The sequence below is a fragment of the Sphingomonas sp. S-NIH.Pt15_0812 genome, from assembly GCF_003951315.1.
Classification (GTDB): domain Bacteria; phylum Pseudomonadota; class Alphaproteobacteria; order Sphingomonadales; family Sphingomonadaceae; genus Sphingomonas.
On record NZ_QLJH01000020.1, the window covers coordinates 1 to 15,854 of the forward strand.

A 15,854-nucleotide genomic window follows, 5' to 3' on the forward strand; every position below is an offset into this window, starting at 1 on the left:
GCGACGCGGTTCTCCAGGCGGTATCGGCGGAGATGCGCAATCGCTTCCGCGACGGTGACGTGGTCTGCCGCTATGGCGGCGAGGAGTTCACGATCATCGCGCCCGGCACGAACGCGACGGCGCTGCTTAACCGGGTCGAACAGGTGCGACTGGCGATCGCCGAACTCAATATCCGCGCCGGGGGACAGAGGTTGGGCGCCACCAGCATGTCGTTTGGGATCGCAACCTGGACCGATGCGATGGATCGCGATGGTACGACCTTGATCAAGGCCGCGGACGCGGCGCTCTACGACGCCAAGCGCTCAGGTCGCAACCGCGCCAAGGTCAGCCTTGTCGAAGCGCAGCAAACGGCCGCCTGAGGGGATTAGGAGTCACGCACAGACCTGACGCATGGGGCTTGCCTGGACCGACGCTCAGGCTAGCGCTTGAGAGATGAGCGGTCCCGGTCGGCGCGCGTGTGAAGGGCGGGCACGGCTTTGATGTCGCTGCCGTTGCCCGGCGTCGGCATCAGCGCATGGGGACGGTCGATGGCGTCGGCGAGCGTTGGATCTTCGTCGTACAGCCGCTTCGGGATCGCCCGGTCGCTTGCGTCGAGCAATCTGAGCCAGAAGCCATGACGAAACCAGAGGTCGAATGGGGTGTAGATCGTCATCGATAGCTGCAATCGGCCGGGCAGCCACACCAGCGGTCGCCAACTCCAATCCATGCACGATCCCGGAGACTCTCCGCCGATCATCCAACCGTCCGCGAATCAGGACAATCCATCACCGTTCACAATGCGGATTGGGTTTCATCCCTATCAACAGGCTCCGGCTGAATATCGATCGGCCGCTCGCCATGCAGGAGGTCTCTCGTGAAACGCTGGGCGTCCAGCGCAAGGGATTCGAGAGTCCGCTTCAGGATTTCGGCGGTATCCTGAACCTGTTGTACCGATACGAGGTTAGAATCCGCAGATGTGCGTATCTCCATGCCGGCTTCGGCCAGGACCTGGCTGCGCTCCTCGACGGCGCTGATGCGGGCATTGAGCTGTTCGATCGCACTGGTCTGCCCCCGCGACATGGCCGCGACGCGGCCCGCCCCGTCGTTCATGCTGTCGATCAACGTGCTTAGGCTCTCCGTACTAGTGACCACGGAGCGGATTTGCCCCTGGACCGCCTCGATCTTGCCGCGGACATCACCGGCGCTGTCGCCGGTCTGCGACGCCAGGGTCTTCACCTCGGCGGCTACAACGGCAAAGCCGGCGCCCGCTGGTCCGACCCGCGCGGATTCGATTGTGGCGTTCAGCGCCAGCAGGTTCGTCTGCTTGGCGATCGCCGTGATGACGCCGACGATCTGCTCGATGCTCTCGGCCTGCTGCCGTGACAGCGCGACCGTCTCGCGTGCATCGCGGGCATGTTCGCTGATCGACTTGGCGGCAAGGCTGGTGTCCGTGATCTCCCGGTCGATACTGTCGAAGGCACGCGCCAGCGAGTGGGTTTCCTGGCCCGCCTCGATCATCTCGCTGGCGAAGCTCTTGGAGATCGTGTCGACCTTCTTCGCCAGGTCGCGGCTGCTAGTGATCGCCTTGCGCAGCATCGAAGCGTTCGTTTCGAGATGCGCCATCGCGTTCTGCGCGCTGCGGATGATTCCCGTCACCTGACGCTCGAACGCCTCGGCGAGCCTGGTGAGCGTGGCCTCGCGATCCAGGCGCGCCTGCTCCCGGACCGAGGCGATCGCGGAGGTCTGGCGCTCCGTTTGCGCCAATGCCTGGCGGCGCATCTCCTCCGCCTCATGCGCGACCAGCCTGGCCGCCGTGCGCTCGGCCTGGAACGATGCCAGCGCCGTGACGACCAGGCCAAGCTCATCCCGGCGTTGCAGTTCGGCAAAGTCGATGTCGCGATCATCCAATACCGCCTCGGTCGCGGCCGCGATGCTCGTGATGGACGACACGATCGATCGCCCGACCACATAGGCCAGGGCGAGACTCATCGCGGTGCTCACCACCAGCGCCAGCAACAGCATGGCGATGGTGAGGCGGGTGGCGAACAACGCCCCCATGGCCCGGTGCTCGGCACGCGCGATCCCGCCAGCAGCGACCTGGCGGATCTGCGCGTCGATCCGCTGTGCGTTGAGGCGGAACGGATCGATCATCGCGGCCGTGCTGGCAAAGTCGATGCTCAGCATCGACGTCAGCACGTCGACCGTGCCCGAGTAACGCTCCAACTCCACGATCGCCGGTTGCAGCGATGCGGCCTGGGCATGGTGGCTGCGCTGGAACGTCAGCAGGTCACCGCGCACGCCCGCCAGTTCGCGGTGGATGGAGGCAACCTGGCGATCGATCATCAGGGCCGGCGTCGCTGCCTTGGTGACCAGCAAGTGATAGACGCTGAGGTTCACCGCATCGAAACGCCGGGTGATGCTATTCAACTGGCCGATGTCGCGGATGTCGCGATTGACGATATGGTCCACGCGTTGACCCGCGAACAGCAGGGCGGCGGTGCTGGTCAGGGCCATCGCGACGAACAGGATCAGCATGATCGCCGGCGTTGCCGCGACCTTGTGCGTGATCGAACGGTCGGCCAGCCTCAACCGCTGCTCGAAGCAGGCGGTGAGCTTCGACTGCCGCCGGGCGTGGCCGTTGACGGTCCACCCGCGCTCGCGCCACCCAGTCATTGATCGAAGACGCTTAGAGAGCAAGGCGTACTCCTGCGCGCGCGCGTCGGTCCGCGGGAATGGGAGAGAGGGCCGCGCCGCGCGCCAGCGTCAGGTTTTCGGCAGCCGCGAACAGTTCGACCGCCGGGGTCAGACGGATCGCTGCACGTCCATCGATGGCGACGGCATCGTCGACCGGAAACAGCAACAGTCGCGGCGTGGTCGAAAACGCGAACTGCCGCGTGGCCGAGGTATAGCGCGCCACGCCGCTGACCGACACGCGACCGGTCGTATAGGTCAGGGTGAGGTTGGCCTTATGCTCCGGCGTTGTCGATGCCGGCGACAGGGCGAAGGGGATCGGCAGCGTCGTCCCGGCAAGCTGGTCGTCGCTATGCGTCCAAGTATAATTCGCCCGCCAGACGAGCCTGGCCAGGCTGCCCGACGCGGCGATTTCGGTGCCATAGGTAGTGAAGTCGCCGACCGCCTGGAACCGAGCCACCAGCGACGGCGACGGCGTCAGGAACAATTCGGTCTGCAGGCCGTCGCCGGGCGATGCGATGGCGTTCTTGGTGCGGGTGGCGAAGGCCGTCGCCTCCAGCTTCACCTGCCCGATCGGATGGGAATACCCGATCTCGCCGCTCCAGACCGCCACGGGGTTGGTTCGAGGCGAGCCCGCGACATAGATGGGAACCGGGGACGGCGTGACGATCGGCAGGCGGATGCCGAAATCGACCAGCGAGGGCAGCTGGTATCCGCGACCGCCATTGATGCGCAGCAGGCCTTCCGCTCCGGTGTGAACGAGCAATGCCGCATTGAAGCTGAAGCGCGTGAAGGCCCGCGCGAAGGCGGCGGGATCGTCATAGGCCGGTTGGGCGATCTCACCCGACTGGTGCAGCCAGAGCCTGTCGAGACGTCCGGCCGCCGTCAGCGAGATCAGTTCCGCCGGGTGCAGATCGAGCATCGCATTGGCCGATGCCACGTCATAGGAGATACGGTCGGAAAACTGGTATTCCGAACGCAGTCTGTTGTTGCGATACTCGGTTCCGACCCGCAGCGTATGCGCGGCGCCCAACCGTACCAGGGACGAGGCCTGGGCGACGATGATGCGGTTCTTGAACGTGATCGGTGCCGTCGCATCCGCCATGGCGCCGACGCCATAGTCCGCGTCCAGCCAATTGACGTAGCCGCCCAGCGTCAGCCCGCCCCAGTTCGTGTCGCGGGCCACGGAGCCATGTATATTGTCACTGCGGAAACGCTGGTTCGACAACAACTGGCTCGGAAGATATTCGACCTGACGATTATCGGCATGCCCGCCGCCCAGCGTCAGGTCCATGCCGCCCAATGCCCCGGTCAGATCGGCGGTGAGCTGGTCGCTCGCGACGGCATTGATCATCGCCGGGGTCAGCAGCGTGGCGGGGATCGCACGCTCATCCTCCCGCGCGCGTGCACCGGCCAGCTTCAGCCCGATCGTCGAGGTGACGGGCAGCAGGAGCGAACCGGAGACTTTGCCGATGCCGTGATTGCCGAGTTCGGCGGTTGCCACTGCGGACGGCGCCTGCCCGCCGCGTCGCGTGACGATGTTAACGACGCCGCTTGCCGCGTTGAAGCCGAACAGGGCGTTGGCTGGTCCCCGGACCAGTTCGATCTGCTGGATTTCCTCCAGCTGGACGCTGAGCAGGTTCCAATCTGTCATGCCGTAGTGATCGAGATAGACCTGACGCCCATCGACCAGCACCAGCAGCCGGGCGTTATAGGTTTGCACCCCGCCGCGCACGGCGACATCCGTCTGACCCGCGGTCCAGCGGTTCACATCGATACCGCCATAGGTCTTGAGCAGGCCGGGAACGTCGCGTGCGGGGGATTTGGCGATGTCGTCACGGGTGATGATGATCGCCGATGCAGGCAGTTCGGATGCGCGCTGAGGTTTGCCCGTGACACTGGTGGTCACCGGCTCGCCGATCGTTTCCTGCAAAGCCTGATAATCGACGGCCTGCGCTTCAACGACGGCAGGGGCTAGAATGGCAGAAGCCGCGAGCAGGCCGCGCAGCAAAGGGGTGCGGGTCGACGCCGACATGATCAGATTTCCTTGACCAGCATGAGGAACGCCGATCCGAAGCGGATGTTGGCGGCCCGCGCCGCGGCCCTGCTGACGGTGATCTGGGTCTTCGGCACCGTGCTGATGCCGACGACGCATCGTGCCGACTGCACGCAAGCGGCATCGGACGAGATCGTCAGCACCGAGGATTTCGCGGCGATGGCAGCGATGTCCCCTTGCTGGGATCGCAGACCGGCCGTCACGAACGCCACATGGTAGCCGCTCAACGCCCCCATGGCCCCGATCGGCACCCGCCGCACCCGGATGGCACCGCGACCGGCGGCCAGGCCATTGCCGATGGCGCGCTCGATGGCATTTGCCTCTGCTTCGGAGGCGGCATTGCCGGGTTCGAACAGGATGGCGGCCGCCATCGTGCCGCTGGGTGGCGGCTGCAGGAAAGACACGACGCGTGCGGCAATCGGTACATTCAGTTCAGCGGACAGCGGCGTGGCGCTGGTCAGCGCCACTGCACAGCAACTCCAAATCCAAGGCTTAATCACGAACACCCTCCCACCATGGGCTGCGCATGACAGGGCGGGACTATCCAAATAGTTAACGCCGGAGCTACAATGCTATATTCGCTCGCAAAAACCGCAAACTGGCCGCCGGCGAGGCGAAGCGCATGCGGTCAGATCGTCCGCGTCTGGTGATGGGGTGGACGCCCCCCGACGGCAGCGATGTGCCAGAGTGGAGGTGTTGAACACCACTGAGGGAGGCCTCCGTGTCAGAGGTTACCACGATCGGGTTGGATATCGCCAAGCAAGTTTTCCATGCGCACGGAGCTGATGCTGCTGGCCGGGCGGTGTTCAGTGGCCGTCTCACGCGTGGCAAGCTGCTCGACTTCTTCGTCGCGCACTCGCGCTGCCTGGTGGCGCTGGAGGCGTGCGGCGGTGCGCATCACTGGGCGCGCGAGCTGCAGGCGATAGGGCATGAGGTTCGGCTGATCCCGCCGGCGGACGTGAAGCCATTCGTGAAGCGGCACAAGAACGATGCGGTGGATGCCGAGGCGATCTGCGAGGCGGCGCAGCGGCCGAGCATGCGGTTCGTGGCGGTGAAGAGCGAGGAACAGCGGGCGGCAGCACTGGTGTTCCGCACGCGCGACCTGGCGGTGAAGGAGCGCACCCAGATCGGCAACGCGATCCGCGGGCACCTGGCCGAGTATGGCTGGGTAGCGCCCAAGGGCGTTGCCCACCTCGCGGTGCTGGCGGACCCGCTCGAGGGCGGCGAGATCGGGGACACGGCACCACGACCCCACCACATCACGACATTCGAAAACGCAAAGTCAGGCGCAAAAGCGGTCGTAACGCGGAGATTAACGGACGGCCGAAGTAGGGAGGTGGAGAAGGGTACGAAGTAGGGAGGTGGAGAAGGGGGTGTGAATGTCCGGCTTTGGGTCATCCGGTTCTTCCGCCGCCGCCGTCTGTTTTAAGTCGACAGCAATTTCGTGATCCATCGGCTGCGGTCAAATTGGCCGCAGATGATGACTATCGCGGCGGTAAGCGGCACGGCGATCAGGGCACCAGCGATGCCCCAGACCCAGCTCCAGAACGTCATGGCGATGATGATCGCCAGCGGTGACAGGGAAAGCTGCTTACCCTGGAGTAGCGGATAGACCACGTTGCTGATGGTCATCTGCAGGATGACGAAACCGACGAGCACCAGGGTCGGCATCTGCCACCCGCCGAACTGCACGAAGGCAAACAGCACGGGTGGCACGATACCGACGATGTTACCGATTACGGGCACGAAGTTGAGCAGGAAGTTCAGGATACCCCATACCAACGCCAGCTCAAGCCCGGTCATCCACGACCAAAGGGCGGACGCAACACCCGTCAGGATGCTGGTGGCAAGTGTAGTGCCGAGATACCGACGAACCTGGCCTGATATCTCCTCGCTCACTTCTAGCATATCGCGACGCGCGCCACCTTCAAACATCTCGTACAACCGACGCCGCAGCCGTGGCACTTCGGGCAAACCCAGCATTACAACGATGCCGATAAACCCGACATAGGTGACGAAGGCATAGGCGCCGCTTGCCAGCATCTGCAACAGCCCCATGATGCGCTGGCGGTTGATGGTTCCCGCGATCGGCACGCCGCGATCAGCCGCCCAGGCAGCAAGATGGGTATAGGCCTTCTCGAGCCCAGCCCATTGCGCCGACATCGCTCCGATGACCTGCCCGATCGACAGATATACCGCCGCGGCGAAGGCAGCGAGGATTGCAATCAACGACAGCAGCGTCAGCGTATAGGCGATCCATGACGGCATGTAGCGCGCAAGCCAGCGCTTGAGCGGCCATAAGGCTGCGACGATGATCGCGGCAAAGGCGATTGGCATGATCACCGCAAACCCTGCCCGCAGTGCCGCAATGAGCAGGAGCGCGGTGATGATAGTCAGCATGCGATTGCGGTAGCGGTCCTGCACCAGGTCTTGAGTCATTTGGGTCGCTCCTCGATGCGGGGCCCGGAATCGGCCATGACTTCGGCATTGAGGCGTGCGCCGAGCAGCATCGCCCATGCCGAGACCATCAGCCACAGCATCAACACGACCACAGCCGCGAGTGAGCCATAGGTGTCGTCGAACCGCGCAACGTGCGCGACATAGGTTCGGAACAACAGCGTAGCGGTAAGCCACATCGAGACGCCTGCGATTGTGCCCGGCAGGACGTGGTGCCAGGCGATCGGTTGCTCCGCCGCAGGAGCGTAGCGATAGATCAGGATTAGCCCCGCGCCCGCACCCAGTGTCAGCGAGCCGAACAGCGTGACTGTCGAGACGAGGCGGGCCCCGGGAAGGCCATCGGGAACATAGCTTTGCAGGAATGCTAAGACGGACAGGGATATTAATGCGGTCAGCACGAGCGCGGCGCAGCCCAGCACCAGCACGGTCGACGCCAATTGTCGGCGTAGGCCTTGGCGCTCCCGCTCGATCCGAAAGGCGAGGTTGATGCCGTGAAGCAGCGAACGCCCGGCGCGACGCGCACTAAACAGCGCGATGACGATGGAAAGGAGGAAGGTCGTGATGGAGGCGCGATCCGTCGCCAGCGCGCTGTTCAGACCCCTGGCAACGATCTGCCGCGCATCCACCGGCATGATCGCCGTCAAGGTCGACAGATTGTGCGCCACTGTCGCGGCAGGCACGAAAAAGCCATAAGCTCCCGTGATCAGGCTGATCAGAGGGATTATCGCGAGAAAAGCGGCAAAGGCGATCGAGCTCGCTGCGATGCCGAAATCGTCGTGCATACCGCTACGCAACGTCCGCCACGACAGGACGGTCCAGCGCAGCATGTCCGGCGAACCCACCCGCAGATGCACGTCGGTCGCTCTGTTCACCCCCCAAGCCATGTCCTCGCACCTCGACCGATTTCGACGCCCGTGTTCGGGTAACGGACCCATAACGATCGTGTTCGATTTAGCTCCCATCGATTGCAGGAAGGACCCAAAGCGCGGTGACAAATGCATGACGCCGACCATCACGCGCTCATATCAAGGAGCTTGTTGTGAGCCCGGTTGACTTTCTGCCCTGCCGCTTGCTTCGGCGTCCTGGCGCCATCAAGCACGCCGATTGGTTCCGCAGCTGTCAGATCGATGACGTCCGGCTTGCCGAGGTGCTATCGGCGGACACGCCCTTGCTCGTGCTGCACGAGGGGGCAATTCACGCAGAGGGTCCAGCATGGCAGGCGTCGCACGGCCGCCTCCTGTTCTCCGATGTCCCCAACCGCCGGCTGAACGCATGGTATGAAGAAGACGGCCGTGTCGAAGTCGCGATCGACGCGACCTGGTTCATGAACGGTAACGCTGTCGCGCCCGATGGGACGGTCTGGCACTGCGAACACGGTCGCCGCTGTATCAGCCGTTCTACCGCCGACCTGACGGGGGGTCCCGAACCGTTCATCACCCACTTCGAGGGCAAGCGTCTCAACTCGCCCAACGACGTGACGGTGGCACCTGACGGATCGATCTGGTTCACCGATCCGATCTTCGGCATCGTCATGCCGAGCCAGGGCGCGCTCGCTGAGCCCGAGCTTGATCACCGAAGTGTCTATCGGTTCGATCCCGCAAACGGCGAACTGACACGGGTCGCCGACTTCGAGCAGCCCAACGGCGTCGCGCTGTCTGCCGACGGTGGGACGCTGTACGTGTCGGACACGTCACTGTCGCTCGGCGAGGTGCCGGGCTTTACGGCGGGCACGAAGCATGAGGTGCTGCGCTTCCGCCATCAGCCGGACGGTAGCTGGGGGGAGCGAACACGCTTCTGCCGAACCGATCACGGCTATCGGGACGGGTTCACGACCGACGCACGCGGCTGGTTATGGGTGGGTGCAGCCGACGGTGTCCACGTCTGGTCGGCGGATGGCGACAGGCTGGGCTTCGTACCCATCGACGCGACCGTCTCCAATCTATGCTTCGGCGGCTCCGACGGGCGGCGCCTTTTCATCGCGGCGGAAAGCCGCTTGCTCGCACTCGATCTGAAGGCTGACGCATGACCTCTCCTATCGCGGACTATGCCCTGATCGGTGATGGGCGCACGGCTGCCATGGTTGCCCGCAACGGTTCGATCGACTTCCTGTGCCTGCCGAATTTCGACAGCGACGCATGCTTTGCGGCAATGCTCGGCGATCAGGGCAATGGCTGCTGGCAGATCGCCCCGACCGGGTTCGTGACAGCCGTGGAGCGCCGCTATCGGGGCGACACGTTGATCCTCGAGACCGATCATTCGACCGATAGCGGCGCAGTACGGGTCACCGACTTCATGCCGTGGCACGACGGCGAACCGATGGTCGTGCGGATCGTCGAGGGTCTGTCGGGTGAGGTCGAGATGGCCAGCCTGCTGCGCCCCCGTTTCGACTATGGCCGCGTGCCGCCATGGATGCGGCCGTTCGACGGTGGCCTGTGCGCCGATGCCGGGTCCCATCAACTCGTCCTGCATGCTCCCTGTGCGCTGGAGGCCGCCAACGGTGATGCGCGCGCGACCTTCAGCGTGAGGAAGGGGGAGCGGCTCGTCTTCGCGCTCTCCTACGCGCCCTCCTATGCCGAGCTGCCAAAGAAGCCGGACACGACGCGGCTGTTGAAGCAGACCGACAAGGCGTGGCGCGACTGGATCGGCCGCTTCGATGCCCCCGATCGCTGGGGTGCGCCGCTCAAGCGCTCGCTTCTCACGCTCAAAGCGCTCATCGACCGGCGCACCGGCGGGTTGGTCGCTGCGGCCACCATGGGTCTCCCCGAAGTGCCGGGCGGCGCGATGAACTGGGACTATCGCTACTGCTGGCTACGCGATGCGACCTTCACGTTGACCGCACTGCTGAACGCCGGCTTCGCTGACGAGGCTGTACGCTGGCGTGACTGGATCCTGCGCGCGATTGCGGGTGATCCGAAGGACATGCGCATCATGTACCGGATCGACGGCGGGCGTCGATTGCAGGAATATGAAGCGACATGGCTGAAGGGTCATGGCGGTGCGAAACCGGTCCTGGTCGGCAACGCTGCCTCGGACCAGACCCAACTCGACGTGTATGGCGAGTTGATCGACAGCTTCCATGTTGGCACCCGCGCTGGCGTGGAGCGCACGCCGCGTGACATCGCGGTGGAGATCGCGCTGATCGAATATCTGGAGGGCGCCTGGGACAAGCCCGGTGCCGATATCTGGGAGAGCCGCGGCGACCCGGGCTGCTATACCTATTCGCAGGCAATGGCGTGGGTCGGCATCAACCATTTCGTCGAGAGCGACGTCATGCGGGCCGCCGCAGGCGATGAACTGGTTGGGCGCATGCGCGGCCTAAGGACACAGATCCACCAGACCGTGTGCGAGCGAGGCTACTCAGCCGGCGCGGGGCATTTCGTGCAGCGCTATGACGGCGAGACGCTTGATGCCTCGCTGCTCCTGCTGCCCCTTGTCGGGTTCTTGCCTGCCGACGACCCGCGTATCGCTGGCACGATCGCGGCTGTGGAGCGCGAATTGATGGAAGGCGGGCTCGTTCGCCGCAAGGCGGCGAAGGGCGACGGCCACGATGAAGGCGTATTCCTCGCCTGCTCATGCTGGCTTGCCGACTGCCTGGCGATGCAGGGCCGGTGCGACGAGGCAGCGACGATGCTTGACCGGGTGATCGGCCTTAGTAACGACGTCGGACTGCTGAGTGAGGAGTTCCACGTCCCCACGCGCCGGCTGATCGGCAATGTGCCACAGGCCCTTACGCACCTGGGCGTAGTCAACTCCGCCCTGTTCCTATCACGCCCGGTGGTGCAGCGTGGCGCAGTCTGATCAACCGCCGGTCTGATGGAGGTGCCCGTCCGGATCCCGTAACAGAGCCGGCGGGCCCTGATGCCAGACGATCCGCGTCGCTGCGACGTCGTTGACAGCGACGGGCTCGTGCGACGCGCCGGATGGTTGGTGATAGTGCAGCAGTTCGACATGAGGAGGCGCCGTGGGGGGCTGCATTGGCACCACATCGGCGACGGGGTTTTCCAGACCGTCGAGCGCCGCCTGTTCGCTGCCCTGGTTGAGCGTGGCATCGCCGCAGGTCAGGCCATGCGCGGTATAGAAGGCCTCGCTCGCTGGAAGATCGCTCACGACGATTGCGCTGTGATCGATACCGAGTATCCCGCGGCCGCGCCAGCCTTTCTCCGCTGCGTCCGGTAAGCTGAGCAATTCGAGCGGGTGCCCTTCTGGATCGCGGAACTTGATCGCGGTCGCGCCGCCCGAGGACGCCGGTAACGTCACTGGTCCAGTATCGCTGATCGGCCTAGCGCCGGCCGACCGGGCGCGTGCCCAGGCCGCGTCGGCATCGTCGGTGACAAGGGCGAGATGCTGGAAGCATTGCGACGCGGCGTTCGCGTTGTCTGGATAGGGCTGACCCGGAACGTCGTAGCAATCGAGCTCGACGACCGCTTCGCCCAACCGCAACGGCCAGCGCCTGCCCGCACCGGCGATGCCAAGGACTGCTAATTCATCTCCGTCGATCGGTCGCGGATCGCCAACGGTGAAGCCCAGCGCGGCATAGAAGGCGACGAGAACTTCGGGCTGCTGCGTTACCAATCGGAACGCGGCGATGCGGGCAAAGGTCATTTGAGTTCGCACGGTCCGACCCGGTCACGGTGTAGCTGCACCGTCATCAGGCGGCAGGGCTCGTCACCGATCGTGCCGGACTTGTGGCCCTTCTTGCCGTCCTTCTCGATGCAATTTTGGTCACCGCCGAACGAGAATTCGCCCGGTCCCTGCTCGATGCGCGTGCCGTCCATGGCTTCGATCCACCAGCGGCCCGACAGCACCACGATCCACTGCGGCGCCGGATTCTCGTGCCAATCACCGACCCAACCGACCGGCTGCACGGTGAAGACGACGGTGGCTTCGCCGCGCTCCATTTTGTCGTTCCACTGAGGATCGGCATTGCCGACGCCCTTCAGTTCGTAATCGGTCAGCGCGCATTCGCTGAAGCGGCTGATGCCGTTCACGTCGGTGTAAAGATGCTGATAGGGGACGGAGGGCTTGGGACCGGCATCGGACATGGTGTTATCTTCCGTAGGGATGGCTGGAGGCGAAGGGCGCATCGAGGAAAGGCTGGAGCCCTGCCCCGTCGGTGCCGACGATGAGGAGGAGGAAACCGGCGCCAAGCGACAGGTTCTTGAGGAAGTCCCAGAACAGGGTGCGTCCCTTGCCGCCCGGATCGGTGAAGAAATCGCCCGGCTTCCAGAACTGCTTGTAGAGCACCGCCGTGACGGCGCAGTAGCCGGCAACAACGAAGGCGGCGGCACGATCCGCGATGCCGAGCACGATCGCGCCGCAGCACACGATCTCGATGAAGAGCCCGACCATCAGCACGGCGATGGCGAGCCAGCGCGGCGAGAAGACCTGCTGCGCCTGGCTGACCGCGTGATCGAACGAGAAGATCTTGTCGAGTGCGCTGAACGGCAGGAACAGCATGACGATGCCGTAGCGCACGATCAGCGCGGCGACGGCTGCGGTCGTCACAGCCGGGCCTCGATGATGCTGGCGACGCGAAGGGCATTGGCGATGATCGTCAGCGTCGGGTTCACCGCGCCGATCGAGGGAAAGAAGCTGGCATCGGTGACGTAGAGATTTTCGACTTCGTGCGCGCGGCAGTCGAGATCGAGGACCGAGGTCGACGGATCGGTGCCAAAGCGGCAGGTGCCCGCCTGGTGCGCAGTTCCCGACAAGGGGATGTCCTTGCCGAGATAGAGCGAGCGTTCGATCAGCATGGCCGGCCAGCCGATATCGGACAGCACCTGTTCCAGCTTTGCCTTCAACCGTTTGAGAGACTTTTCATTGGTCTCGGTGACGTCGAGATGGACCTGCCCATCCTGATAATAGACCCGGTTCTCCGGTATCGGCAGATCCTCGGTCTGGAGCCAGAAATCCATCGAGTGCCGTGCCATCTCGGCAAAGGGCATGTCGGGCAGATGCTTCATGAGCGAGGCCAACGGCGCCTCGCCCTTGATCTGGTCGGCATGGCTGGTGGCGCACATCTGGATGAGGCCGAGCGGATGCGGATAGTCGGGATCGCCACTGTCGAAGTAGAAGTCGCTCAGCGCCAGCGTCTTCTGGAACACGGTCTCGTTGACGTGTTTCATCACCGCCATGACGATCGACATCTCGTGGCGCATATAGTTGCGGCCGACCTGATCCGAGCCGTTGGCGAGACCGTTCGGGTGCTGCTCGTTGGCGGAGCGCAGCAGCAGCAGCGCTGAAGAAAGTGACCCACACGCGACGACCACCGTGTCCGCGCTATAACGTTCCTGCCGGCCGTCACGCTGGACCAGGATCGACTCCACCCGGCGTCCACTGGCATCCGTGTCCAACCGCTCGGCATAGGCCCCGGTCAGGAGCGTCACATTGGGGTAGTCGCGGATGGTCGGGTCGACGCACATCACCTGCGCGTCCGCCTTGCCGTTCAGCAGGCATGGAAAGCCGTCGAAATAGGAGCAGCGCATGCACACGCTGGTGGGCGTCGCGAAGCCGTCCTCCTTCTGGTCGAGCAGAATGCCGAGCGGCAGATGGAACGGGTGTAGCCCCAGCCCGGTCAGCTTGTCGGACAGCTCCTGCACCTTGGGTTCGTGCTTGACCGGCACGAAGGGGTAAGCGGTGCTGCCCGGATCGAGCGGGTCCTCGCCGCGGCGGCCATGGACATGAAACAGGGCCTCTGCCTCGTCGTACCAGGGCGCGAAATCCTGATAGGAGAGGGGCCAGGCAGGAGACACGCCACCAGCATGCTCGACCTCGTCGAAGTCGCGCTCGCGGAGACGAAACAGCGCCGAGCCGTACACCTTGGAATTGCCGCCGACATTGTAGTGGAGCTGCGGCGCGAAAGTGCCGCCATCCTTGTTCACCCACTGCTCGTCGGCCTGGTACTTGCCCTCGACGAACACCGCCTGACCGCTCCAGTTGGCCTCTTCGCGCGGCAGATAGTCGCCGCGCTCCAGGATCAGGATGCGCTTGCCCGTGGGAGCGAGCCGCTGTGCGAGTGCTGCACCGCCCGGCCCGCTGCCGATTACGATGAGGTCGTAGTGAGTGTTCTCGGCCATGCACGTATCCGCTGCGAAGTGATGCCATCATGGCAGAGGCCGGAACCCCGTTGATCGAGGGCTGTTCCCAACCTCGATCAATCAGGAGCCAGGCATGAGCAAAGTCGTCGTTGTCACCGGAGCCGGGGCAGGAGTAGGGCGCGCAACCGCCGAAAAGTTCGCGAGCGAAGGCTATGACGTCGCGTTGCTGTCACGCGACCCTGAACGACTGGAACGCGCAGCCGAGCAGCTGCGTCGGCACGGCGTTCGTGCCCTGCCGATCCCAACCGACGTCGCCGATGCCGCTGCAGTTGAGGCTGCAGCTGATCGCACCGAGCGCGAGCTTGGGCCGATCGACGTATGGGTCAATGTCGCCATGGCAACCGTCTTCGCGCCCGTCGCGAAGCTGACGCCCGAGGAAGTCGAGCGCGGCACCAAGGTCACCTACCTCGGCCAGGTCCACGGCATGATGAGCGCACTGAAGCGGATGCGAACGCGCCGTGGCACGATCGTCAACGTCGGCTCCGCGCTGGCTTACCGATCAGTGCCGCTCCAGTCGGTCTATTGCGGCGCGAAGGCGGCAATCCGGGGCTTCACGGACTCGTTGCGCTCCGAGATCATCCACGACAAGATCGACGTGCACCTGACGATGGTCGACCTTCCGGCGGTCAACACACCGCAGTTCGACTGGGCCTTGAACAAAATGGGCAAGAAGGCGCGCCCTGTTGCGCCGATCTTTGAGCCCGAAGTCCCTGCGCGAGCGATCTTCTACGCGGCCACCCACAAGCGGCGCGACGTGTGGCTGGGCTTCTCCTCGGTGAAGGCGATCCTAGGCAATCGTGTCGCGCCGGGACTGATAGACCGCTACCTCGCCAAGGCTGGCTATAAGGGGCAGCTGACGGACGAGCCTGCGCCGGCTGATGCCCCCTCGAATCTGTTCGAGCCGGTGCCCGGTGATTACAGCGCCCACGGCCGCTTCGACGACAGCTCGCGTCGCCGCAGCATGGAGTTCTTCACCGATCGTCACCGTACGGCCTTCTATGCGCTTGGGCTCGCCGGGCTGGGTTATCTAACGCACCGGGCCGCCAAGCGCCTGGACATCTGACACCCGCAGGGAAGATCAGCGTTTCAGGACGGTGATCTTCCCGCTTGGTTCAAGCGTGACCTGGCGTGCGTCGTTCACGCTCGACATCCCGGACCGACGCAGCGCTTCGTCAAGGTCAGCCTCAGACACCGAGTGACGTAGACGGGCGCCTTGATCGGCCTTGCCCTCCTTGAAGATCGTGATGGCTTGCCCCTCCAGAAGGCGGGACATGGCCGGGAAGCGCGCCGCCAGATGCGCCAGCAGCCAGTGGAGAAGCAGGAACACGGTGGTTGCCGCAAGCGTGCCCAGTAGCGGTGCGCTCCCGGTCAGCGCCCGGCTGAGGTTCGAGCCGATCACGATCGATACGACGATGTCGAGCGCCGACCATTTCCCGAAGATGCGCCGGCCGACCACGCGAACCGCCAGAAGGCCGTAGGCCAGTACCAGCACTGCACGCGCGCATTCCTGTGCCACGCTCAGGTCCTTGCCGTTGCCGAAGATCGATGCGCAAGTGGTTGCGATCCCCTCCATC

At 64.4% G+C, this 15,854-nt stretch carries 15 protein-coding genes and 1 pseudogene; 5 read left to right on the forward strand and 11 right to left on the reverse strand.

The features are described 5' to 3' along the window. Positions 1-359 (forward strand): GGDEF domain-containing protein (locus BRX43_RS13375; protein ID WP_164523604.1); only part of this gene is annotated, 359 nt, incomplete at its 5' end. A 59-nt stretch (positions 360-418) separates the two neighbouring features. Here BRX43_RS13375 and BRX43_RS13380 read toward each other — a convergent pair. The 4 genes from BRX43_RS13380 to BRX43_RS20905 form a co-directional block, all read right to left on the reverse strand. After that, on the reverse strand, positions 419-652 hold the full coding sequence (locus BRX43_RS13380) for a hypothetical protein (RefSeq protein ID WP_125995603.1): 234 nt from the start codon (positions 650-652) through the stop codon (positions 419-421). A gap of 119 nt (positions 653-771) precedes the next feature. Then, on the reverse strand, positions 772-2,676 hold the full coding sequence (locus tag BRX43_RS13385) for a methyl-accepting chemotaxis protein (protein ID WP_206433210.1): 1,905 nt from the start codon (positions 2,674-2,676) through the stop codon (positions 772-774). After that, on the reverse strand, positions 2,666-4,825 hold the full coding sequence (locus BRX43_RS13390; protein WP_346962863.1) for a TonB-dependent receptor: 2,160 nt from the start codon (positions 4,823-4,825) through the stop codon (positions 2,666-2,668). Before BRX43_RS13390 ends, BRX43_RS13385 begins: the two co-directional genes overlap by 11 nt. Next, the gene (locus tag BRX43_RS20905) at positions 4,708-5,193 is read right to left on the reverse strand and encodes a YfiR/HmsC family protein (protein ID WP_125995606.1); all 486 of its coding nucleotides are present in this window, start codon (positions 5,191-5,193) and stop codon (positions 4,708-4,710) included. Before BRX43_RS20905 ends, BRX43_RS13390 begins: the two co-directional genes overlap by 118 nt. A 254-nt stretch (positions 5,194-5,447) precedes the next feature. Between BRX43_RS20905 and BRX43_RS13400 the strand changes: the two are divergent. Beyond that, a pseudogene (locus tag BRX43_RS13400) lies at positions 5,448-5,951 on the forward strand (IS110 family transposase); the annotation flags it as partial. A gap of 200 nt (positions 5,952-6,151) precedes the next feature. Here the strand turns inward: BRX43_RS13400 and BRX43_RS13405 are convergent. Beyond that, the gene (locus BRX43_RS13405; protein WP_164523607.1) at positions 6,152-7,165 is read right to left on the reverse strand and encodes an AI-2E family transporter; all 1,014 of its coding nucleotides are present in this window, start codon (positions 7,163-7,165) and stop codon (positions 6,152-6,154) included. Next, positions 7,162-8,055 (reverse strand): YihY/virulence factor BrkB family protein, encoded by an 894-nt coding sequence (locus BRX43_RS13410; protein ID WP_164523608.1) that lies wholly within the window; start codon positions 8,053-8,055, stop codon positions 7,162-7,164. The genes BRX43_RS13405 and BRX43_RS13410 overlap by 4 nt, the downstream gene beginning before the upstream one ends. A gap of 167 nt (positions 8,056-8,222) precedes the next feature. Here BRX43_RS13410 and BRX43_RS13415 point away from each other — a divergent pair, with 167 nt between their 5' ends. Beyond that, on the forward strand, positions 8,223-9,209 hold the full coding sequence (locus BRX43_RS13415; RefSeq protein WP_125995609.1) for an SMP-30/gluconolactonase/LRE family protein: 987 nt from the start codon (positions 8,223-8,225) through the stop codon (positions 9,207-9,209). After that, a complete protein-coding gene (locus BRX43_RS13420) occupies positions 9,206-10,981 on the forward strand; it encodes a glycoside hydrolase family 15 protein (RefSeq protein WP_125995610.1) in 1,776 nt (591 codons plus the stop codon). Before BRX43_RS13415 ends, BRX43_RS13420 begins: the two co-directional genes overlap by 4 nt. Here BRX43_RS13420 and BRX43_RS13425 read toward each other — a convergent pair whose 3' ends face one another. From BRX43_RS13425 to BRX43_RS13440, 4 genes are read right to left on the reverse strand one after another with little or no spacing between them, the layout of a single operon-like run. Beyond that, positions 10,982-11,785 carry a VOC family protein gene (locus BRX43_RS13425; protein ID WP_125995611.1) on the reverse strand — a complete coding sequence of 268 codons (804 nt, stop codon included), beginning with the start codon at positions 11,783-11,785 and terminating at the stop codon, positions 10,982-10,984. Then, positions 11,782-12,171: a hypothetical protein gene (locus tag BRX43_RS13430; protein WP_206433211.1), complete on the reverse strand. Its 390-nt coding sequence runs from the start codon at positions 12,169-12,171 to the stop codon at positions 11,782-11,784. Before BRX43_RS13430 ends, BRX43_RS13425 begins: the two co-directional genes overlap by 4 nt. A gap of 58 nt (positions 12,172-12,229) precedes the next feature. Then, on the reverse strand, positions 12,230-12,688 hold the full coding sequence (locus tag BRX43_RS13435) for a DoxX family membrane protein (protein WP_125995613.1): 459 nt from the start codon (positions 12,686-12,688) through the stop codon (positions 12,230-12,232). Beyond that, entirely contained in the window at positions 12,685-14,259 is a 1,575-nt protein-coding gene (locus BRX43_RS13440; RefSeq protein ID WP_125995614.1) for a GMC family oxidoreductase, read from the reverse strand. Before BRX43_RS13440 ends, BRX43_RS13435 begins: the two co-directional genes overlap by 4 nt. A 94-nt stretch (positions 14,260-14,353) precedes the next feature. Here BRX43_RS13440 and BRX43_RS13445 point away from each other — a divergent pair, with 94 nt between their 5' ends. Continuing rightward, a complete protein-coding gene (locus BRX43_RS13445; protein WP_125995615.1) occupies positions 14,354-15,343 on the forward strand; it encodes an SDR family oxidoreductase in 990 nt (329 codons plus the stop codon). A 15-nt stretch (positions 15,344-15,358) separates the two neighbouring features. Here the strand turns inward: BRX43_RS13445 and BRX43_RS13450 are convergent, their stop codons facing one another. After that, the gene (locus tag BRX43_RS13450) at positions 15,359-15,853 is read right to left on the reverse strand and encodes a YetF domain-containing protein (protein WP_125995616.1); all 495 of its coding nucleotides are present in this window, start codon (positions 15,851-15,853) and stop codon (positions 15,359-15,361) included. Position 15,854: the final 1 nt, after the last annotated feature.